We start from the raw sequence: 21,717 nt of genomic DNA, 5'->3' as shown, positions 1-21,717 counted from the left end.
ATACTATTGGAAATGAGAAATAGGCATTGCATTAAGACGGTCTAAATCTTGTTTCGTATCCACACCTGGTGGTAAGCTCACCTCTGCCACATCAATTGCGATTCGATGACCATTTTCTAAAACACGCAGTTGCTCAAGGCTTTCTAAAACCTCGAGATCTCCCTGATCCCATGTCACGTACTCTTGCAGCAACTTCACTCGATAGGCATATAAACCAAGATGTCGGTAGGCTTTAGGATGTAGTAAATGTGGTTGTTGCTTTGATCCATCACGATCATATGGAATGGTTGCACGACTGAAATAAAGCGCTTCATTGAACTTACTCATAACGACTTTCACAATACTATCGCGCTTAAATTCTTCTAATTCTTTGATCACTTCACACAAAGTGGACATTGAACATTCAGGCTTTTGCTCTAACAAAGAAGCAACCTGTTGGACTAAAGATGCAGGCAATAATGGTTCATCACCTTGCACATTTACAATAATATCTTCACTCGCCCAACCTTTGATTCGTGCAACTTCACTCAATCGGTCGGTTCCAGAAGGGTGTTCTGCACTGGTCAACACAACATCAATTTGTTCTGCCTTACAAAGATCAACAATTCTTTGATCATCAGTAGCAACACATAAATCATCAAACCCAGTCACTTTTCGCGCCTGATCTACCACACGTAAAATCATTTCACGCCCGTGTATTTTAAGTAGTGGTTTTCCAGGTAAACGCGAACTTGCAAAGCGAGCAGGTATTACAATATGTTTCATGGATATTCCTTATGTGTTTACGATACCGAGTTTTGCAAGCTGTTGATCCAGCAAATCATAACAAGCTGATGATAAAACTGCTTCAACAGGAACCACCCAAATTTCACGACTAAATTCTGGATGTTGTTTTAACAAAGGGAGGAGTTTTACAGCATCTTTTTCAGTGGTGATGATTGGATTTGAATCTTCAAATTGTAAATCGTCAATCTGATAATCATAATGATCAGGAAATTCATGGCACTGAAAATGCTTTAAGCCCATACTTTCAAGGGTTTTATAAAACCGTTGCGGGAATCCAATACCAACAACCGCATAATAATTCAAATCAGTGGCAAAATATTCAACTTGATCTTCGACTGGATTTAGCAAGTACGGCGCTGCGACTTGTAATTGCATATAAAGATCTGAACTTGGTTGTTCAGCATGTTCAATTACTGTACCACTGCATAACCGTGCTACTGGCTCACGCAAAAAGCCTTCTGGCAACAGTTTCTGATTGCCCAAACCACGATTGTTATCCAGCACAATCCATTCTAATTGACGATCAAGTGCCCAATGTTGCAAACCATCATCACTAATGATCAAATCAAGTTGATGCTGAGAGAGAAGTAACTCTACACTTTTCTGTCGTTGCCCACCTACGACCATCGGCACGCCAGTAGATTGCACAATTAAACAGGGCTCATCACCTACTTCATTTGGCTCAGAATCGAGATTCACGCTTGCAGGAAAAGGACCTTTACCACCATAGCCTCGACTAATTACTCCAACTCGAATATTTTTTTGTTGAAGATATTTAACCAATTGAATTAATAACGGTGTTTTACCACTGCCACCTACCGTTATATTGCCAATGACCATGACAGGAACTGGTGCAGTATAAATAGGTTTTATACCATGTTGATACAAGGCTTTATTCAGGGAAAATCCTAATCGATAAAGCAATGACAGGGGTCGCAATACAATCAACCACTTGGATTGCTTATTCCAAGCGTTTTGAATGACCTGCGCAATAGACATAACTTATTCCTCAAAATTACGTTGATGCAGTTGGAAATATGCACCACGCAAATCGAGTAATTCCTGATGTGTTCCCTGCTCTAATATCCGACCTTTATCCATTACTACGATAAGATCTGCATTCTCAATCGTTGATAATCGATGTGCAATGACAATCGTGGTCCGATCCTGCATAGCTGCATCAAAAGCACGCTGAATAAAGTATTCAGACTCATTGTCTAATGCGCTTGTCGCTTCATCAAGAATTAAAATTGGAGCATTTTTTAAGATTGCGCGAGCAATTGCAATACGCTGTCTTTGTCCGCCAGATAAATTTAAACCTTGAGCACCTAATGGTGTGTCATAGCCTTGAGGCAGTGCCATAATAAAGTCATGGGCATAAGCAGCTTTCGCAGCAGCAATAACCTGCTCTTCCGAAGCATCTTGTAACTGACCATAAGCAATATTCTCACGAACAGTACGGTTAAACAGCACGACTTGCTGATTGACCATAGCCACTTGTGAGCGTAACGCTGTAACTTCAATATCTTGAATATCATGGCCGTCAAATTTGATTGACCCTGAACTTAATTCTTGAAAACGAACCAATAAGTTAACTAAAGAAGACTTACCAGCCCCCGAACGCCCCACCAACGCTACAGTCTGCCCAGCTTTAACATTTAAATTGAAATCATGGATGGCATGGAAACCATCGCTATATGTTAAATTTGCCTGATTAAATTCAATATTGCCTTTGAGTTGTGGTTTTAACTGCCCTTCATTTTTTTCTTCAGGCATATCCAATAACTCAAATACTGAATGTGCTGCAGCCATTCCTCGCTGTAATTTTTCATTGATATCGGTTAAAGCTTTAATCGGCTTACTCAACATACCGGCTGCAGTAATATACGCAACAAACTGACCCGCTGAAGTATCCTGTAATATCTCAGGTCTTAAAGCAATCCAAATCACAATACTTAAAGCGATCGCCATAATAAGTTGTACAACAGGACTATTTAATTGTTGTACTGCAACCATTTTTAAACCACGACGCAAGTTTTCGAGTGAGGTTTCTTTAAAACGAGTTTGCTCGTATGCCTGTCCACCAAACCCTTTAACAACCAGATTACCATTCACGGTTTCTTGCACTACATGGTTTACATCACCCATCGTATCTTGCACTTGAGTAGACAGCTTACGCATACGTTTAGCAGCTTTTCTAATCAACAAACCGATTAATGGCGCAAAAATCAAAATACATAAAGTCAAGCGCCAGTTGGAATAGAACAAATATCCTAACAGCGCAATGGTGATCAAACCTTGTTGTAATAAGGTTCTTAATGACTCCGTTGAGGCAGCAGTCAGCTGTTCAACGTTGTACATAATTTTGGCAGTAATATGACCACTAGTGTTATCTAAATAATATTGCGACGGCAATCGCATTAACTTAGCAAAAACTTCTTGGCGAATATTAAAAATTAGATTTCGAGAAATCACCGAAGTGTAGTATCCACCTAGAAATAGCCCCACTCCTCGTACAAACATCAAAACAACAACCAAAAATGGGAATAAGTTCGTGAAACTTCGATCCTGTTCTTGAATGGCATTGATAATATACTCTAATAATTTCGCAACAGAAACTTCAGTCGCGGCATTCAGCACAAAACCAAATACAACAATCAATGCAATCGTCCAGTACTGTTTTAAGTAACTCAACAAACGCATATACACTTTAAAATCTTGCTTCACTCACAACCTCTAATTGGTACGGTATCCTTAAACACCTAAACAGATTCAGCACGTATGCAATTTAATCATACATAATTCGAACATCGAATGCTAAAGTCTGCCCCACTCTAAAATCAATGACCTGATTGTATGGAATGATCAAAGTAAACCTTAGCTCAATTGGAGTATTGAGACCTAAATGACTTAAATCTCAAACTCATCTAAATAAATCACATTTACTGCTTTTAAATTAATTATTTTTCATCTAAACAGATATTTAGAATACCATCTAACTCATCAAGTGAATGGTAATGAATCACAAGCTTACCTTTACCTTGCTTATTGTGATCAATTTTAACATCTGCACTGAAACGTTCAGAAAGACGCTGAGTCAGTTGCTCTAAATCAGCTGAAATTGATGGTTTTGGCTTATCCTGTTTTGGTGCATTAAAATCACGCACTAACTGTTCTGTTTGACGAACAGAAAGGTTTTTTTCAATGACAATTTTTGCAATTTCAATTTGGTCTTTTGCACGCAAAGTCAATATTGCACGCGCATGCCCCATATCTAATTGACCTTGTTGGATATGGTCTTTAATCGGATCCGCTAAGCTTAATAAGCGCAATAAATTACTTACTGTAGTACGTGCCTTACCCACCGTTTCAGCAATTTCTTGGTGACTTAATCCAAACTCTTCATGAAAACGCTGCAATGCCATAGCTTGATCAATTGGATTTAAATCTTGGCGTTGAATGTTTTCAATTAATGCCAACGCAATTGCAACTTGATCTGACAAATCACGAACAATTGCAGGAACTTCATTTAGTCCAGCGATTTGAGCTGCTCGCCAACGGCGCTCCCCTGCAATAATTTCATATTGATGTACATCATCCTCAATTGGACGAATGACAATCGGCTGCATGATGCCATGCTTTTTAATAGAAGATGCTAATTCCTGAAGGTCTTCTTCATGAATAAAGCGTCGCGGCTGATAATTACCACGTTTAAGAAGTTTGACATCTACTTGTTTGAGCTGACCATGATCTAATGACTGTGCTTCTAATTGTAATTTTTCTTTTTGAATAGAGCCCAATAACGCATCTAAGCCACGACCCTTTGCTAAGCCTCTTTTCTTCACGGTCATGCTTTACTTCCTTTTTTCACTTTGGTTTTTTTTAACATTTCAGCAGCAAGATTCAAATAAGCCACTGCACCCTTAGAACTTTTTTCAAAATAAATAATCGGCAACCCATGTGCTGGCGCTTCCGCTAAACGCACATTTCGAGGAATAACCGTTTCGTATAATTTTTTACCAAAATACTGCTCCAACTCATCCGACACATCACGTGTCAGCGCATTTCGAGCATCGTACATGGTACGCAATACACCAATGATTTCTAAATCAGGATTTAACGCTTGTTGAATACGATCAATCGTTTGTGTTAAATCCGCCAAACCTTCCAAGGCATAATATTCACACTGCATTGGAATGATCACGCTTTTAACAGCAGCCAATGCATTTACCGTGATCAAACTTAAGCTTGGTGCACAATCCACAATGATGTAATCAAACTTATCTTCAATTTGTTGGATCGCATCACGCAGAATAAATTCACGACCGTCTTGCTCAGCAATGGCTAATTCAACACCTGCTAAATCACGATTGGAGCCAATTACGCGATATCCAACTTCAGCTTTAGTGATGGCAGTTTCAATTGGCACTTCACCCAGTAAAACATCAGTTACTGAGTATAAGAGATCATTCTTTTGAATACCTGAACCCATAGTGGCATTGCCTTGAGAGTCCATATCAATCAACAATACTCGCTTTTTAAGCACTGCTAATGATGCAGCCAAATTTACAGCAGTCGTGGTTTTACCTACGCCACCTTTTTGGTTCGCAATAGCAATAATTTGAGCCATGGTAACCCCAATCCCTAGATTTTTTAAATTTGTTTAAGTAGCAATAAATGACGTTGTTCATCTAAACGAGGAACGTGAAGCTCAATAATTTCGCAACTCAACTCATCTTTATGGTTTTCAATTTCCTCAACAGGAATTAAACCTTTCATAGAAGCAATAACACTGTTTTCATGCATAAAAGGACGAGAAGCAGTAATAAAATCTGTCAGTGAGGCGAAAGCACGACTGGTAATTACATCGAATTTACCCAGTTCATTAATACTCTCTTCATTCTCTACTCGAGTTTGAACTGCCACAACATTTTTTAGTTTTAGATCAGCAATAAACTGTTTGAGAAAACGAATTTTTTTTCCATTCGAATCCAGAAGCACACAGCTTCGCTCAGGTTGACATAGCGCGATGATCATCCCCGGCATACCACCACCGGTACCGATATCAAGCAATCGCCCTTGAGGCAAGTCTTTCAAGATGCTGAGGCTATCCAATAAATGCTTAACTAACATTTCTTTAGGATCACGAATCGCGGTCAAGTTGTACGCCTTATTCCACAATACAAGCGCATCTTGATATTTTAATAATAAACTCAACGCCTCACCAGTGAGTGATAAACCTAGTTTTTGACTACCTTGTTGTAACTCATGAAAAAAAGGATGCATAAACAGTAAACATCTCAATAAAATTAATCAAAGTATACCGTTTTATGCATCGTGGAACACTATTTAACGCTTAGTGAATACTCAGTTAGTTAAATTGTCCTTCTCGAATTTGCTGATCCAACTGCATCAACCTTTCTGGAGTACCCACATCCACCCACGTTTCTGCCATTTTTGCAGCAGAAATTCTGTGGTTGTGCATAGCATCTTTAAGCAAAGGTGCTAAAGGACGCTTGCCCCATTCTAGACCTTGAAATAAACGAGGATGAATCACCGCAATACCACTATAAGTCAGATTTTCGCCCTCTTTTTCTTGCTCAAAAGTATAAGCACGACCATCTAATAGTGTGAAATCACCTTGAGGATGTTGTAGCGGATTTGGTACAAGTACCAAGTGTGCTAGATCTTCTTGTAAATCAAGCTCAAGCAACTGAGCAAAATCAAACTGAGTCCACACATCCCCATTGACGAGAATAAATGGTTCTTCACCCAACAACGGCAAAGCATTGATGATTCCACCAGCTGTTTCCAAACCCTCATCTTCACGCGTCCAGCGAATGTTCACACCAAACTGAGAACCATCGCCTAAAGCACCGATCAATTTGTCGGCCAGCCATGCCGAATTAATAATAATTTCACTAACACCAATCGACTTTAGTTTTTCAATATGCCATACAATTAAAGGCTTTCCACCCACTTCCAACAGTGGCTTTGGTTTATAAAGCGTCAAGGGACGCATACGGTTACCCAGACCGGCTGCTAAAATCATGGCTTTCATGCAGCTACTACCTCATAGTGACCATACTTGGCTTCAAATGCATGAAGCACTTTATCTTCAACCCATTGAATAAATGGAGTGAGTTCAGCGTAAGGCTTCGACTCTTCGAGTAAATACCACATGACACGAGGCAGGTCTTTTAAATAGCCCGACTTTCCATCACGTTCAAACAATCGCACAAAAATACCTAAAATCTTTAAATGGCGTTGAATCGCCATGAAGTCAGCATCTTTAATGAAGCGCTCTAAATCACGATCAATTTTTGAATCATCTGGTAATAATTCATAGAAGGTTTTAAACCATTGTTTTACACGTGCTGGAGGCCATTGCACGTATGCATCACGTGTAATTGAAATCAAGTCGTAGGTATCCGCACCGATTACCGCATCTTGAAAATCAATTACGCCTTGTTCTTGTTCATCATTCAACAACATGAGATTACGACTGTGAAAGTCTCGATGAACAATCACTTGTGGTTGAGCTAAAGCCACATTTGCCAATATCGCAAAAGTACGCTTAATCAAACCTTGTTCATCAGCATTTAATCGAATATTTAGTGATGGAAGCAACCAATCTGTGAATAACTCCATTTCACTGATTAATTTTTCGTAACTATATTCTGGAAACTGATCCACACCATGAATAGACTGTAATTGAATGAGTTGTTTAAAACTCTGTAAATAATGCTGATCTACCGTGTCATTGTTTAAATGGTTCGCTAAAAGCTCATCCCCAAAATCTTCAAGAAGCAACAACCCTTGCTCTAAATCCTTTGCAACAATATGTGGAACACGAACACCATGACGATCAAAGAATTCATCAATCGTCACAAAAGGTACACAATCTTCTTTTTCTGGAGGTGCATCCATTAACATAAATGATTTATTATTCAAGGTGATTCGCGCATAGCGACGGAAACTGGCATCGCCTGCTAAATATTTTATTTCGAACTGCTCTGATTGAAGTACAGATTGCACCCACGTATGTATCAATTGTTCACGTTGTGTATTCATTTGCTATAAATTCTAGTACAGGCTGAATATTTAAAGTGCTAAGTGTAGCCACTAATCCGTTTTTTCTCTATGATGCGACAATAATTAATTGCAATTTGCATACTTGGTTAATGATATAAATGAAGCATCAGTTTACTTTCAGCCCTTTGGCGACTGCTATTTTAACCTTATTGTGTGGTAGCACAGTCTCAAGTTATGCCGACTCTAAAGACAGTACAACTGAGGTGGACAATCAAGCACTTCAAACTGCAATTAAAGAAAGCTACCCTGGTCAGCGCTTCTTTGATCAATATTATGTCAATAAAAATTCAGCCGAAGCGCAACAACGTAGCACGTTCTCCCCAAGCTCGAAATTTTGTGCTCAAACTTGGTTGACACCTATCAGCCCTGATACTAAAGCAGTTGATCCTGAGCAAGCAACATCGATCATCACCGCTGATCGTGCATATTACAATCCAAATGGTGATTCAGAATTAGAAGGCAATGTCATCATCGATCAGCAAGGTCGTATGGTTCGTGCAGATAAGATTAAAATTGACAACACTCAAACCCATGCCAAAGCTTCTGGCAATGTACAGTTGGCACAAGCGGGTTTATTGGCTCAAAGTGATCAAATTGACTACAATTTAAAAACCCAAACGGGACGCCTCAATAACAGCTTTTATATTTCAGAAGCGACACATGGGCATGGTCGTGCAGAAAATATTGAGCGCACCTCACCCAATATTTTACTCCTTCAGAATGCAACTTATAGCACGTGTCCACCTGAGCAAAGCCCAACATGGAAGATTCAAGCCAATTCGATTGAGTTAAATCAAGACACTGGGCGTGGCGTGACCAAAGGCACTAAACTATATATTAAAAACACACCAGTGCTGGCTGTGCCATATTTCAATTTCCCTATTGATGATCGTCGTACCACTGGCTTATTAAACCCAGGTTTTGGTTATACCAACGATGGTGGTTTAGAACTTGAGGCGCCAATTTATCTCAATTTAGCACCCAATTATGATGCGACTATAACTCCACGTTTCATTGGCGGCCGTGGATTGATGGCTGAGGGTGAGTTCAGATATCTGACTGAACAATATGGTGGAGGTCGTATTTGGGGTGGTTATTTAGCACAAGATCGTAAATATGATGATGAAGATCGTAAAGATTTACACCTCTTGCATAATTGGAAAATCAATGACCAATGGATGACCAATTTAGAATACAACTATGTTTCTGATAAAGACTTCTTTGCCGATCTAGACAGCAATCCGAATACAAGAACGGAGTTAAACCAACGCCGCGCTTGGGATCTTAATTACGCGAATGGAATTCCAGGGTTACGCGCGCAACTCAAAGTTGAAGACTTCCAGACGCTAGACCCTGATGTTGATGATGTTGATCGCCCCTATGCACGACTACCGCAATTGCTCGTCAATTATATCACTGGTAATCCGCAAGGACTGGAATATGAATTTAATAACGATACAGCATATTTCCAAAAAGATATTAATGACTTAAATGCTTCAGACAACTCAAATATGGACACCATTTATCAACCAAGTGGTACACGTCTTTATAATGAGTTTTCTGCTCGATATAATTTCCGCAATCAATGGTCATTCTTTATACCTCAAGCATCAGTTCGCTCTATAAATACCTTCTTTGATCAAAATACGATTGATCGTATCACCGAAGAACAAAGAAAAAATACCAAAGACAATGCAGTTATAGTTCCAGAGTTTACTTTAGATGCTGGTCTTATCTTTGAAAAAGATGGAAAATTCTTACAAACCATCACACCACGTGCATTCTATGCTTATGCACCACATAGAAATCAAAACAGTTCACCAAACTTTGACTCAACCGCAGCGTCCCTGAATTACGATCAACTCTTTAATCCACGTCGCTTTTACGGTCATGACCGCCTAGAAGATAATAACTTCTTATCACTCGGGGTAAGTTACAGCCTCTTTGATACTATCGGATTAGAACGTTTACGTGCCAGCATCGGACAAAGTTACTATTTTGAAGACCGTAAGGTGACTTTGAATAATAGTCAAAATGACCCATTTAATACTGAGCGTCAAACTGGTCCTGTGATCAGCATTGCCAGCCAGCTTTCTCAGAACTTTACTGTGAATGCAAACTCAATGTGGATGTCTAACGGAGATAATGCTCAACGTGATCTACAAGTGTATTACACAGGTGATCAAGGTAACCTATACAACTTTGGTTATTTTAATCGTAAGCGACTTGAAGATCGTCAAGACCACTATGACCAAGTTACAGCATCCTTTATACAACCTGTGAAAGGTAATTGGAATTTGATGGGTCATATGCAATATGATCTAGACAACAGTGTTGCACGCGAGTACCTTTTAGGTATTAATTATGAGTCGTGCTGCTGGGGTGTTTCGGTCTATGGTCGCTCTTATTACAATGACTTAGATGATGTTAATGCACCAGACACCAAACAAAAACGTGCTGTAATGGCAGAGTTTACACTTAAAGGACTTGGTGGCTTAAACAGTAAGTTAAGCTCTTTACTGGAAAATCGAATCTTGGGTTTCGATAAAGTTAAACAAAATTGGACGAATTAATGAAGATGCAAAATTTAAAACAACTCTTTAAAGCTTCAGCGTTAGCACTTGTTATTTCTGCATCAGTGTCAAGTTATGCAAACCCATCAGATCAAATCGTTGCTATTGTTGGCAAAAGCGCCATTTTAAAAAGTGACATTGCACAAGGTGTCGCTGAGCTACAACATCAGCTTAAAGCTCAAAAACAGGATGTACCACCACTTCAGGTACTTGAAAATCAAGCTCTGAATAAACTTATCATCCAAAATGCGCAACTTGAACAAGTAAAACGCTATGGCATTCAAGTTGATGAAAAAACTTTAAATGATGCTGTACTTAATGTTGCTCGCCAGTCGAACAGTAATAGCCTAGAAGACTTCCAGCAAAAGCTTGACCGTATGGCTCCAGGCACTTATGAAAACCTACGTGCTAAAGTCGCTGATGATCTTGCTATTCAGCGCTTACGTCAACAACAAGTGATGTCACGCATCAAAATCAGCGACCAAGATGTTGAAAACTTCCTCAAATCACCGGAAGGTCAAGCTGCTGTGGGTACTCAAGCTCACGTGATTCACTTCAGAATTTCTGGTGAAGCCTCTCAACAAGAACTCACTCAAGTCGCGCAACAAGTTCAAGATGCACTTCAAGCTTCGAATGATGTAGATGCGATACAGAAACAATTTTCTACATCTACAATTAAAGTTGAAGGTGCAGATATGGGCTCGCGCTCAATCGCAGATATTCCAGAAGAACTTGCATCGAGTATCGCTTTAGTTTCACCAGGCAATACTACTGATTTAATTCAGGCTCGAGATGGCATCCACTTGTTGAAACTCTTAGAGCGCAAGTCAAATCAGAAAAAGACAATTGTGCCACAATACCAAACTCGCCATATTCTGATTAAGACTTCTGAAGTGGTGAGTCCTGAAAATGCCAAACACACTATTGACAGTATCTATAGCCGTGTAAAGGCAGGTGATGATTTTGCAGTCCTTGCTGCAACTTATTCTAATGATCCAGGTTCTGCACGTGATGGTGGTAGCTTAGGTTGGGTTTCACCAGGTATGATGGTGCCAGAGTTTGATCAAAAAATGCAGACTGCGAAAATTGGCGAAGTCAGTGAACCTTTTGAAACACAGTTTGGTTGGCATATTTTGCAAGTTACTGATGCACGTCAGCAAGACATGACTCAGGAACAGCAAAAACGCATAGCGCGCCAAATTCTTGGTGACCGTCAATTTGATGCAGAGTTAGATGGCTGGTTAAGAGAGCTTCGCGCAAGTACATACGTTGAAATTAAACAACCCAACCAAAACTAATTTTTCTTAATTGAGAGCCTCCACTATGGGGGCTTTAATTTTAATTTTTAGGCTGTTCATATAAAAAAAGGCACCTTCATCAGGTGCCTTTTTGATTACTCAAAAATTAACGATTGTTATCGTCTTCTTGAGCATCATCAAATTTTGTTTCGCCATCAAAGTTTGGTGTAGAAGTCGCACCAAAGCCACCTTGACCACCGAAGCCACCTTGACCACCGAAGCCGCCTTGTTGACCACCGAAGCCACCTTGAACACCAGCAGGAGCGCCAGCAGGAGCACCAGCAGGACGTGGATTACGTGCAGGTACAACTGTTGAAATAGCGTGTTTGTAAACCATTTGGCTTACCGTGTTTTTTAATAATACAACGTATTGGTCAAATGATTCGATATGACCTTGTAATTTAATACCGTTGACTAAAAAGATTGAAACTGGAATACGTTCCTTACGGAGAGAGTTTAAGAACGGATCTTGTAAAGTTTGACCTTTAGACATGTTATACTCCAAAAAATAAAATCAGCGCAAAAAAACTATCTTTATTTTTCAATTAAAATTTATAAAAAAGATAGTGAGTAAATTTTGCTTTATCCATATAAGTTTCGCAAGTCTTCTTGAGCTTGCTTTATCGTCAAAAAAGTTTGAAAACTGTGCGCTTCTTGCAAAGAACGTAACCAAGTGTATTGACGTTTAGCCAGTTGTCGTGTTGCAAACAAACACTTGTCTTCCATATTTTGCTTAGATTTGAGACTTCTATCACTATTTTTAAGAAAATCTAAAGCTTGGCGATATCCAACAGATCTCGCCGATGGCAAATTATCGTTTAAATCGTATTTTTCAATCAGGTACTCTACCTCATTTAAAAAACCGATATCCCACATTATTTTTAGGCGCAGTTCAATTCTTTTGTGTAATTCTACACGATCAGGTAACAGCGCATAATTATGAAAATTGTAACGATATGGCTGTTTTTTGGGCTGTTCTGCTTGAAGCTCAGTGATAGGTCGACCTGTCAGACGATAGACTTCTAGCGCGCGTATAATGCGCTGACGATCACTCACTTTAAACTTCTCACCTGCCATAGGATCGACACATTTTAACTCTTCGTAGACGCTCTCCCAACCCAATGCCATGGCTTCATTTTCAATTTGTTGACGTACCTTTTCATCAGCATTAGGGAGATTCGTTGCCAAGCCTTCCAACAGTGCTTTGTAGTACAACATCGTCCCACCCACCAAGATTGGGGTCTTACCGCGTGAATGTATTTCATCAATCAGCAGCGATGCATCTTCAACGAATTGAGCTGCCGAATAAACCTCGAGCGGTGTAATAATATCAATCAAGTGATGTGGATATCGCTCCTGCTCTTCTTTTGATGGCTTTGCCGAACCGATATCCATGTCCTTATAGATTAACGCAGAATCCACTGAAACAATTTCAAAATTACCGCGCTCATATAGCTCACATGCCAAAGCAGTTTTCCCACTCGCAGTCGGCCCCATTAAGTTGATGACTGGCATTTGATTTGACATGTGCAATTACTCTCCTCGAGCAAATAATTTATCTAATTGACTAAGTGGAAAAGCTCTCCAAGTTGGTCGTCCATGATTACATTGACTTGCAAACTCAGTTTGTTCCATCTGCCTCAACAGTGCATTCATTTCAGAAATACTTAACATGCGATGCGCACGCACTGCGCCATGACATGCCATTCCTGCCAAGATATGGTCTCTTTTTTGTTGTAAAGCACTGGCCTCATCATTGGGATCAAGATCATTCAAAAGTTCTGGGATTAATGCATTAAAATCGGCCTTGTGCAAAATAGCAGGCACACCTCGCACTATCACTTGCTCATCGCCATATTGATCAATTTCTAAACCAAGCCGCGCCAACTGAGGCTTAAGGTCCTCTATACGCGTGGCTTGCATGCGTGTAATTGAAATCACTTTTGGAATAAGCAACTGCTGTGATGTCCAAAATTCAGGTTTATCCCAAGCAGATTTCATTTGCTGTAATAAGATCCGCTCGTGCGCGGCATGCATATCTACAATGATCAAACCTTCAGAATTTTGCGCCAGAATATAAATTCCATGAAGTTGTGCAATTGCAATCCCCAAGGGGAACTCATCAACTCTAGACGATGTTGATTCCATCTCAGCATCATGAGGAACTTCAAAATTAGATGACGTTTCTTTCAAAGGTGCCAAATAAGACTTGAGTGCATTACTGATATTAGAATTTGAATAAGGCTGGCTCGGCGCACTATATTGAACTGATTGAGGCTGTTTAACACTAAAATCTGTTAAATACCCCTCATGACTCGATTCCTGCAACGTCTGGGACATAGGGGGCGATGCTTGAGCATTTTGATGCAAATTAAATTGCTCTTGATAACGTGGTAGCTGAACTGATGGTGCGATGACATCTTGATCAAGCTTTAAAGCTTGGGCTAAATCCGCAGTCGCAGTCTGAAATTGCGACAATGTTTCTTTGGCAAAATGACGTACAAATTCGTGTACTTCACGTTGATTCAAAAAACGAATTTCATGCTTAGTCGGATGCACATTCACATCAATAAATTCAGGATCAACTTCTAAGAACAACAAATAAGCTGCATGTTGATGCCCATGTAAGATGCCATCATAGGCCATTCGCAAAGCATGAGAGATTGTTTTATCTTTTACGATACGACCATTGACGTACACATACTGCAAATCACTTTGTGCTCGAGCATCAGAAGGATGACCTAACCATCCTGATAAGCGCATATTGACACTATCAGCATCGATCCAATACGCATTTTCCGTAAATTGTCGGCCTAAAAGCTGCTGTACACGTTGAAATCTGAGTTGACCACTGTCTGCGACAGGCAAATTTAAACGGATAGTACCATTATGTTCCAGCACAATCCGAATATCGAAATGCGTTAAGGCTAAGCGCCGTACGATTTCTTCAATGTGACCAAATTCCGTATTTGGCTTTTTTAAAAACTTTCGTCTTGCTGGCACATTAAAAAATAAATCTTGTACACGTATGTGTGTGCCTTGCTGAGTAGCAACAGCTTGAATCTCTTGATGATCAAAGGCCGTGCCGTTTACTTCGACCTGATAACCAATTCCTGAATCATCACGACTACTGGTCAAGGTCAAGCGCGAAACAGCAGCAATGGAAGCCAAGGCTTCTCCGCGAAAACCTAAGCTCACAATTGCATGTAAATCTTCAGCAGTTTGAATTTTACTGGTCGCATGACGCATGACCGCAAGCGGAAGATCCTCAGGATGAATTCCTTTGCCATTATCGATAATCTCAATCAGCGTACTACCGCCTTGTTCGACTCGAATGATTAATTCAGTCGCACCTGCATCAATGGAGTTTTCTAGAAGTTCCTTCACCACTGATGCAGGACGTTCAATTACCTCTCCCGCAGCAATTTGGTTTGCTAATGCAGGAGATAAGGTTTGAATTCGATTCAAGCTAAGATCATGCGCCATAGATTTATTTAAAACTGTGTCTTTAATTTTGCGAGTAAAGCTTCATCATTTGAAGAAATCGTGACATGACGCACTGACTCATCATCAGATTTCTCAATATTCAAGATAACATCTGCTTCTGGAATTTCGTCACCACCTTTAGAGGGCCATTCAAACAAGAATAGCGCATCAGCAATATCCAGATAATCACGAAGACCCATCAACTCAAGTTCATAAGGATCATTCAAACGATACAAATCAAAATGAAAGACATCCTGCTGATTGATTTTATAGGGTTCAACCAGTGTATAAGTCGGGCTTTTAACCGCACCACGATGACCTAAATTTTGCAGCCAATAACGCGTCAGGGTGGTTTTACCCGCACCCAAATCTCCAATGAGGTATATGACACCCTTTTCAATACACTGCCCTAAACATGCAGCTAATTTTTGAGTATCTGCTTCATCATTTAAGTTGAGTTGAAAAGAATATTGCATCTGGATCACATTAGACATCTGTTGAAGAGGTATAATAGCATGCTCCTGAACAGTGCCTATCTAGACTTGTTCAAAAACTCATTCATCTGATCATTTTTTTATTCTGTTGTCTTGTTATGTCAAAATCAAATTCAGAAAGTGCCCCAAGTTTTACGCCACCGATGATCAATGGTGTAACAGCCAGCAAAGTATTTCTTCCAAATCTACAAATCTCCCCGATCACGATTTATGATTTTCTCATTCAAGCCTTTTCTCATATAGACGCACTGGAATGGCAACAACGCTTTCAAGATGGTCTTATTTATAATACAGATGGCAACAAACTTTCCATCAACTCGGCGTATCAACCCAATTCTCATATATTTTATTATCGTTTTTTAGCAGACGAAATTCATGTTCCATTTAAGGAAAAGATTTTATACGAAAACGATGATCTGCTCGTGGTGGATAAACCTCATTTTTTAACCATGAGTCCGACAGGTCAATATGTTCAAGAAACCTTATTGGTGAGATTAAAGCAGTTCACTGATAATCCTCATCTCACTCCGATTCATCGTTTAGACCGCGAAACAGCAGGTGTTGTTTTATTTTCAAAAAAAGTTGAAAGTCGCGGAGTATATCAACAACTTTTTGCAGATCGTAAAGTATCCAAAACATATCAAGCCATCGCACCTTACTCAAAAGACTTAGTCTTTCCACGAACAGTTGAATTGCGCATAGAAAAGGGAAATCCATTTTATATAATGAAAGTATGTGAAGGCGTTACCAATTCTGTCACTCAAATTGACCTGATAGAACACAACTCACAGTGGGGACGATATATTTTGAAACCGCTGACTGGTAAGCAACATCAACTTCGCGTTCACCTCAATGCACTCAATATTCCAATCAAAAATGATCCTTTTTATCCGGTAATCGCGCATAAAGCTGAGGATGATTTCAGTGCTCCGTTGCAATTACTTGCTGATGAGCTTCAATTTATTGATCCGATATTAAATATTGAAATGCACTTTAAAAGCACGCAAACACTGACATTGTAGATTCATTGTAATGACAAATTTATATAATTTTCACGTTCAGACATTGAAATTACATTTACTTAGATTAAAATAAGCACTTAAATTTAGAGTCGTTTGGTTTTAATTCATGAGAAAAACAGAAGTTTATCAAGTTCGACTTGACTCACAAGAAAAAAAACAAGCCTTTGCAGTTTTTAAGCAATTGGGGATTACACCAGCGCAAGCAGTGCGTTTATTTTTCAAACAAGTTGTACTGACAAAGTCCATTCCTTTTGCAATCGAAAATCAAACGATCAACATGGATCAATTGTTGAAACTCAAAAAGCTTAAGCAAGAACAACAAGATTCCAACACTACAACTTCGAGTTTAGATGACGACGATTTTTTTGCAGAATTGAATGCACTTTTGGGTGAAAGCGATAAAGATTAATTTTTGACATAAGTTAACTTTGTCGTATTTTTAAACAATTTAATTTACAGCGCCCTGCGCAAATATGTTTAGCTCTTCATCATAACAACATTAAAAATAATGATCTGAGGAGAGCTCAACAGTGATAGTACGGAAAGCCACAACAGAAGATCTCAATCAACTCGCTGTACTTTTTGATGAATACCGACAGTTTTATGGTGCATCATCCAATATTCAACAATCCTATGATTTTCTAAAACAGCGATTCGAAAACCAACAAAGTGTTATTTTTATTCACATCAAAAATGATGTAATCACTGGGTTCGTGATTCTTTATTTAGGTTTTTCGTCCCATGCTTGTTCAAGCTACTACATTTTAGATGATGTATATGTCACTCCAATTTATAGAAGACAAGGTTCAGCTAAACAACTCATTGACACTGCAATTTTGTTTGCACAATCCGAAAAAGCCAGTCGAATTTCATTAGAGACGCAACGAAGTAACTTTCAATCTCACCAACTTTACGAAAAGATGGGCTTCGTCAAAGACAATGAATTCCAAACCTATCATTGCTTTCTATCTTAAGGCATTACATAACATATCGTCTTGAGAATAGAGTCTTTAGCATTGATGATTTAAATCTCAAGGAGTTGAGCATCAGGACTTTGATTTTTTGCGGCGAGTATTTGCTGTTCAGTGAGATAGCAATATTCACCTTCAGCAAGCTGATCTAATTTTAATTGTCCAATTTGCAGTCGATGCAATGATTCAACACGATTTCCCACAGCAGCAACCATACGCTTTACTTGATGATAAACGCCTTGATGCACTGTAAATTGTAGGTGTTGATTGCTTATGAGTTGAATATCTGTTGCTTGAAACAATCCTGTTTCATTGCGAAGCTCTACACCTTGACCCAATTGAATGATTTGCTGCTCAGTGACTGGATCTGCTGTATGCATTTGATAAACTTTAGGAACATGTTTTTTAGGATGAGTCAGCGCTTGCAGAAATTGTCCATCATCTGTAAGTAACAATATACCAGTCGTGTCTTGATCTAAACGTCCGACTGTTTGCACTCCCCTTTGCAACAATATGTCATCGATTAATTCAAACACGCTGAAGTGATGCGTCGCTTGATGCGAGCATTCATAGCCTACAGGTTTATTGAGTGCTATATAAACTTTTTCACGATAAGTATATTCATCGTTATACACGTGGAAGCTAAGACCTTGAAGCTTCAGTTTATATTTCGGGTCCGTGATCACAGTACCATCAATGACCACTGCACCAGCTTTAATTAATTGTTGACAATATTTTCGTGATCCAAAGCCTTGAGACTGTAACATTTTTTCCAGAACCATGAATCACTTCCATTACTTACAATATTCGTTGAAATTTAAAGGATGCCATCTGAATGCAGACTTTAAATCAGTTAAACTATTATAACTTTCAAGTACTGTCCTGATAAGCACTGGATCTTCTTTATGTCTCAATTAGACCTCAATTTAATCGTTCTAATCATTTTATTGGCATGTGGAATATTCAGTCAAAATACAGCTGTCACAATTGCAGTCGCAGTACTTATTGTTTTTCGTATCACCCCTTTAAACGTGTATTTTCCATTGCTTCAACAGCATGGTTTAAATATCGGCATTATTATCCTCACCATTGGCGTACTCACGCCAATTGCCAGTGGCACCATTCCGGGTAAAGATATCCTCAAGTCATTCTTGAGCTTAAACTCAATTTTAGCCATTGGAATCGGTTTATTGGTGGCATGGCTAGGTGGTCGTGGCGTAACGCTTATGGCGAATCAGCCAAATATTGTCGCTGGACTTCTGATTGGTACTGTAGCAGGTGTGGCTATTTTACGTGGTGTCCCTGTTGGACCTTTAATTGCAGCAGGAATACTTTCCATTATCATCGGCACTTCTTGAAACAGGTTGCTTTCACGACTGAACAGTCATTTCACAAACGCAACAGTCATCATTTGTTGGTTTGATCTTTTAGAACTGCGGTAAAGTATTTTGATTACGGATACTTGCACAGTTTAAATTATGCAAAAAATTAAAATTATTCGTCAGGATCAATACGAACTTGCTGCTACCTTTTTTCCTGCCGAGCATTCAAAGCGTCTTCCTGTCTTGGTGTGCCCTGCCACTGGAATTACTCAAAAGTTTTATCATCGATTTTGCGAATGGCTTAACCAACAAGGCTATGCCGTAATGGTGTTTGATTTTAGTGGTATTGGTGCTTCTCTTTATGGCCCATTGAAGCAATCCAAAGCAAGTATTGTGCAATGGGGGCAGTTGGATATTCCCGCTGCAATTGATCAACTCTTACAACTCACCCATGCCAAGCAAGTTATTCTTGTCGGTCACAGCGCTGGCGGACAACTCATTGGGATTACCCCCAACCATGATAAAGTTGCAAAAGTCGTTGCAATTGCAGGTTCGACTGGGCATGTAAAAGGGCTCAAAGGTCGTACGAAACTACTTGCCCCTGTGATGTTTAAAGGTATTTTTCCTCTCGCACGTATGACGCTCGGTTACGGCCCTACCCAAGCCATTGGTATGGGGGAAAATCTACCGAAAGATGTTGCACGTGACTGGGCTCAATTTTGTAGTCAACCTGGCTATGTTATTAATGCGATTGGGAAAACGGTTACCCTAGATCAAGACTATCACAAAGAGATACGAATTCCTGTCACAGCCATTTGGGCAAGTGATGATGAGATTGCAACTGAAGCAAATGTTCAGGATTTACTTCGTTTATACCCTAATGCACCTACCGAAGCGATCGAACTCAAACCTAAAGAGCTGGGACATAAAGCAATCGGACACATGATGATGTTCAAACAGTCACATCAAAATATTTGGCCGATGATCGAATCTCAACTGCATATATAAATCTCCATAAGTAAAAAACCGCCTTAAAGGCGGTTTTTTAAACTTGCTCTATCCCAATATTCCAATCGAAAGCTGGATCACTATCGCATTTACAATATCAATGAAAAAAGCACCTGTCAGTGGAATGAGTAAGAATGCTTTGTGTGAAGGACCATAGGTATTGGTTACTGCTTGAATATTGGCAATAGCCGTTGGCGTCGCACCCATACCAAAACCACAGTGACCTGCTGATAAAACTGCAGCATCGTAGTTGCTCCCCATCACTTTAAATGTCACAAAAGCAGTGTATAAAATCAATACCAGCATTTGCACAATCAGAATCGTGACTAACGGACCTGCTAAATCTGCTAATAACCACAGTTGTAATGATAACAATGCCATAGATAAATAGAGCGATAACGATGCATTTCCAAACACATCAATCGCACGATCAAAAATATTCACTTTGAATACATGCTCAAGCAGATTTCTCAAAATCACACCTGAACCTAACGCCCAAACAAAGGTTGGAAGCTCAAACCATTTACCCTGACTAAAATCTGTCATTAAGTTTGCTGTGAATATACAAAGTGCAAACATACCAAGGGTCGAAACCGCATTACTTGCAGTAATTAATCGTGTCTTTTTTGGATATTCAAATGGTGCAGATTTTAACTGATCATCCAATTGTGATTCGTTTTGATCATTGTCAATTTTGTCAGCCAGTTGATGACGTTTAATTAAAAATTTAGCAACTGGACCACCAACGATACCACCAATGATCAGACCAAAGGTCGCACTTGCCATACCCAATACAATAGCACCTTGAATGCCATGCTGGGTTTCAAGCACTTGGCCCCATGCACCTGCCGTGCCATGACCACCCGTTAAGGTGATTGAACCTACAATTAAACCGATGAGCGGATCTAAACCTAATACCGTCGCTAAACTCACCCCAACAATATTTTGAACGATCACAAATCCGATCACACAGAACAAAAATATAAATAGGGCTTTACCACCATCTTTTAATTTAACAAAATCTGCACCTAAGCCCACAGAGGTAAAGAACATCAGCATTAAAATGCTTTGAATTTGCGCATCAAAGGTGGCACTAATATTAAAGAATTTAAATAAGATGAATGCTGTAATTGCTGCGACTAAACCGCCAATCACAGGTTCAGGTAAATTGTAGTTTTTAAAGAATTGGACTCGGTTGACAAGGTATCGCCCAATAAATAGAAAAAATACGGCAATCACGATGGTGCCAAAGGCATCAACTTCAAAATTCATTGTATTTCCCTAATGTTTTAATTTTAATCAATTTTCACAAAGAATTATGCTTTATTCAGCTATTGAAATGTAATTTTCCAGTGATTTATAGGCAGTACATTTATTTGTACTGCCCTGTTGGTTTATTGCGCCTGTTTTCTTCTTTGTTCTCGAATTGATTCGCGAACTCGATTTGGCTCGACTACACCTAAGTGATGCTGATTGTAATAGCGCTGTTTATCGTATTCAGACATGTTTACTGTTTCATCTTTATATTTCTGATAACGTGCGTCTTCTTCTGAATCAGAATTTTTAATCTCTGTAGTGGTTTAATAAAGTTGGACACTAAATTAGGTGATAATGTATTCACCAAAGAGGTGCTCAATGAAAACAAGACGAACATTCACTCCA

Annotated in this window: 21 protein-coding genes; 7 read left to right on the top strand and 14 right to left on the bottom strand. The window is 39.3% G+C overall.

Going from position 1 to position 21,717, the window contains the following annotated elements:
• Window positions 1-3: 3 nt before the first annotated feature.
• From kdsB to AC1M9I_RS00070, 8 genes are all read right to left on the bottom strand, one after another.
• Window positions 4-765 carry a 3-deoxy-manno-octulosonate cytidylyltransferase gene (gene kdsB, locus AC1M9I_RS00105; protein ID WP_481610512.1) on the bottom strand — a complete coding sequence of 254 codons (762 nt, stop codon included), beginning with the start codon at window positions 763-765 and terminating at the stop codon, window positions 4-6.
• Between the two features lie 9 nt (window positions 766-774).
• Complete coding sequence (gene lpxK, locus AC1M9I_RS00100) at window positions 775-1,785, bottom strand: tetraacyldisaccharide 4'-kinase (RefSeq protein WP_481610511.1); 1,011 nt, start codon at window positions 1,783-1,785, stop codon at window positions 775-777.
• Between the two features lie 3 nt (window positions 1,786-1,788).
• Entirely contained in the window at window positions 1,789-3,513 is a 1,725-nt protein-coding gene (msbA, locus tag AC1M9I_RS00095) for a lipid A export permease/ATP-binding protein MsbA (RefSeq protein ID WP_481610510.1), read from the bottom strand.
• Window positions 3,514-3,746: 233 nt separating this feature from the next.
• Window positions 3,747-4,637: a ParB/RepB/Spo0J family partition protein gene (locus AC1M9I_RS00090; RefSeq protein WP_035264597.1), complete on the bottom strand. Its 891-nt coding sequence runs from the start codon at window positions 4,635-4,637 to the stop codon at window positions 3,747-3,749.
• The gene (locus AC1M9I_RS00085) at window positions 4,634-5,416 is read right to left on the bottom strand and encodes a ParA family protein (protein WP_092766214.1); all 783 of its coding nucleotides are present in this window, start codon (window positions 5,414-5,416) and stop codon (window positions 4,634-4,636) included. The genes AC1M9I_RS00090 and AC1M9I_RS00085 overlap by 4 nt, the downstream gene beginning before the upstream one ends.
• A 23-nt stretch (window positions 5,417-5,439) precedes the next feature.
• Window positions 5,440-6,072, bottom strand: a complete 633-nt coding sequence (gene rsmG / locus AC1M9I_RS00080; protein WP_481610509.1) for a 16S rRNA (guanine(527)-N(7))-methyltransferase RsmG — start codon at window positions 6,070-6,072, stop codon at window positions 5,440-5,442.
• An 85-nt stretch (window positions 6,073-6,157) separates the two neighbouring features.
• A complete protein-coding gene (gene murU, locus AC1M9I_RS00075) occupies window positions 6,158-6,847 on the bottom strand; it encodes an N-acetylmuramate alpha-1-phosphate uridylyltransferase MurU (protein WP_481593001.1) in 690 nt (229 codons plus the stop codon).
• On the bottom strand, window positions 6,844-7,860 hold the full coding sequence (locus tag AC1M9I_RS00070) for an aminoglycoside phosphotransferase family protein (protein ID WP_481593000.1): 1,017 nt from the start codon (window positions 7,858-7,860) through the stop codon (window positions 6,844-6,846). The genes murU and AC1M9I_RS00070 overlap by 4 nt, the downstream gene beginning before the upstream one ends.
• Window positions 7,861-7,979: 119 nt before the next feature.
• Here AC1M9I_RS00070 and AC1M9I_RS00065 point away from each other — a divergent pair, with 119 nt between their 5' ends.
• Both AC1M9I_RS00065 and AC1M9I_RS00060 read left to right on the top strand, forming a co-directional pair.
• Window positions 7,980-10,454: an LPS-assembly protein LptD gene (locus AC1M9I_RS00065; protein WP_092766270.1), complete on the top strand. Its 2,475-nt coding sequence runs from the start codon at window positions 7,980-7,982 to the stop codon at window positions 10,452-10,454.
• Window positions 10,454-11,752, top strand: coding sequence for a peptidylprolyl isomerase (locus tag AC1M9I_RS00060; RefSeq protein WP_481591162.1), 1,299 nt, complete (start codon window positions 10,454-10,456; stop codon window positions 11,750-11,752). Before AC1M9I_RS00065 ends, AC1M9I_RS00060 begins: the two co-directional genes overlap by 1 nt.
• Before the next feature lie 106 nt (window positions 11,753-11,858).
• On the opposite strand, the gene hfq is transcribed toward AC1M9I_RS00060, so the two are convergent.
• The 4 genes from hfq to tsaE all read right to left on the bottom strand — a co-directional run bounded on the left by hfq (window position 11,859) and on the right by tsaE (window position 15,714).
• Window positions 11,859-12,245, bottom strand: coding sequence for an RNA chaperone Hfq (gene hfq, locus AC1M9I_RS00055; RefSeq protein ID WP_481610508.1), 387 nt, complete (start codon window positions 12,243-12,245; stop codon window positions 11,859-11,861).
• An 89-nt stretch (window positions 12,246-12,334) separates the two neighbouring features.
• Window positions 12,335-13,279 (bottom strand): tRNA (adenosine(37)-N6)-dimethylallyltransferase MiaA, encoded by a 945-nt coding sequence (gene miaA / locus AC1M9I_RS00050; protein WP_481610507.1) that lies wholly within the window; start codon window positions 13,277-13,279, stop codon window positions 12,335-12,337.
• 6 nt (window positions 13,280-13,285) lie between these two features.
• Window positions 13,286-15,238, bottom strand: a complete 1,953-nt coding sequence (gene mutL, locus AC1M9I_RS00045; protein WP_481610506.1) for a DNA mismatch repair endonuclease MutL — start codon at window positions 15,236-15,238, stop codon at window positions 13,286-13,288.
• A gap of 8 nt (window positions 15,239-15,246) precedes the next feature.
• Window positions 15,247-15,714, bottom strand: coding sequence for a tRNA (adenosine(37)-N6)-threonylcarbamoyltransferase complex ATPase subunit type 1 TsaE (gene tsaE / locus AC1M9I_RS00040; protein ID WP_481592995.1), 468 nt, complete (start codon window positions 15,712-15,714; stop codon window positions 15,247-15,249).
• Window positions 15,715-15,830: 116 nt separating this feature from the next.
• Between tsaE and AC1M9I_RS00035 the strand changes: the two genes are divergently transcribed.
• The 3 genes from AC1M9I_RS00035 (at window position 15,831) to AC1M9I_RS00025 (ending at window position 17,728) form a co-directional block, all read left to right on the top strand.
• On the top strand, window positions 15,831-16,754 hold the full coding sequence (locus tag AC1M9I_RS00035) for an RluA family pseudouridine synthase (protein ID WP_481592994.1): 924 nt from the start codon (window positions 15,831-15,833) through the stop codon (window positions 16,752-16,754).
• A gap of 106 nt (window positions 16,755-16,860) precedes the next feature.
• Window positions 16,861-17,163, top strand: coding sequence for a type II toxin-antitoxin system RelB/DinJ family antitoxin (locus tag AC1M9I_RS00030; protein WP_092766206.1), 303 nt, complete (start codon window positions 16,861-16,863; stop codon window positions 17,161-17,163).
• A gap of 121 nt (window positions 17,164-17,284) precedes the next feature.
• A complete protein-coding gene (locus tag AC1M9I_RS00025) occupies window positions 17,285-17,728 on the top strand; it encodes a GNAT family N-acetyltransferase (RefSeq protein ID WP_035264628.1) in 444 nt (147 codons plus the stop codon).
• Between the two features lie 50 nt (window positions 17,729-17,778).
• Here the strand turns inward: AC1M9I_RS00025 and AC1M9I_RS00020 are convergent, their stop codons facing one another.
• Window positions 17,779-18,507: a pseudouridine synthase gene (locus AC1M9I_RS00020; protein ID WP_481594319.1), complete on the bottom strand. Its 729-nt coding sequence runs from the start codon at window positions 18,505-18,507 to the stop codon at window positions 17,779-17,781.
• A gap of 123 nt (window positions 18,508-18,630) precedes the next feature.
• Here AC1M9I_RS00020 and AC1M9I_RS00015 point away from each other — a divergent pair, with 123 nt between their 5' ends.
• Window positions 18,631-19,083: a DUF441 domain-containing protein gene (locus tag AC1M9I_RS00015; protein WP_481594318.1), complete on the top strand. Its 453-nt coding sequence runs from the start codon at window positions 18,631-18,633 to the stop codon at window positions 19,081-19,083.
• Between the two features lie 120 nt (window positions 19,084-19,203).
• The gene (locus AC1M9I_RS00010; RefSeq protein ID WP_481610505.1) at window positions 19,204-20,055 is read left to right on the top strand and encodes an alpha/beta hydrolase family protein; all 852 of its coding nucleotides are present in this window, start codon (window positions 19,204-19,206) and stop codon (window positions 20,053-20,055) included.
• 48 nt (window positions 20,056-20,103) lie between these two features.
• Here the strand turns inward: AC1M9I_RS00010 and gltS are convergent, their stop codons facing one another.
• Window positions 20,104-21,327 (bottom strand): sodium/glutamate symporter, encoded by a 1,224-nt coding sequence (gene gltS / locus AC1M9I_RS00005; protein WP_035264641.1) that lies wholly within the window; start codon window positions 21,325-21,327, stop codon window positions 20,104-20,106.
• Window positions 21,328-21,717: the final 390 nt, after the last annotated feature.

The organism is Acinetobacter sp. ANC_7553, from assembly GCF_056779895.1.
Note: the sequence above shows the minus strand (reverse complement) of the source record. Positions and strands in the feature narration are given on the sequence as shown.